General features: G+C 36.9%; 1 protein-coding gene. It reads left to right on the forward strand.

Going from position 1 to position 610, the window contains the following annotated elements; all coding sequences use genetic code 11:
- A partial coding sequence (locus HMPREF0721_RS11235) for an IS3 family transposase (RefSeq protein WP_006599917.1) occupies positions 1-559 on the forward strand: 559 nt, incomplete at its 5' end.
- Positions 560-610: the final 51 nt, after the last annotated feature.

Consider the following 610-nt stretch of genomic DNA (forward strand, 5'->3'; position numbering starts at 1 on the left):
GGTTGCTCCTAATCGTATAAAGAGACGATTTAACACACATATCCCACACCAAAAGATTACAACAGATACTACGGAGTTTAAGTATTATGAGATAGCTTCTAAGGGACATATGACAATGCACAAGCTTTATCTTGACCCATTCATGGATATGTGTAATGGCGAAATTATCAGCTTTGGAATAGCAAGGCAACCCTCAGCTAAAAATGTTATGGATGCATTGGAACAGGCTATTACAGTAACATCTGATTGCCAATATCGAAGAACATTCCACTCTGATCAAGGTTGGGCATATCAGATGAAGGCATACTCGCATCGTCTCAATGAAGAAAGAATTTTCCAGAGCATGTCACGCAAAAGAAACTGTCATGACAACTCTGTTATGGAGAACTTCTTTGGTCTGCTTAAGCAGGAAATCTATTATGGCGTTGTTTACTATCGTTATGAGGCATTAAAGTCAGAAATCGAACGATATATAAAATATTACAATGAACAACGAATTAAAGAAAAACTAGGATGGATGAGTCCTGTGCAATACAGACTTAGCCTCTTAGCTGCATAAAAATTGCGTAACAGATATCAAAATCTGTTACGCAATAAAAGTCTAACTTTT

The sequence above is a fragment of the Pseudoramibacter alactolyticus ATCC 23263 genome, from assembly GCF_000185505.1.
Taxonomy (GTDB): domain Bacteria; phylum Bacillota; class Clostridia; order Eubacteriales; family Eubacteriaceae; genus Pseudoramibacter; species Pseudoramibacter alactolyticus.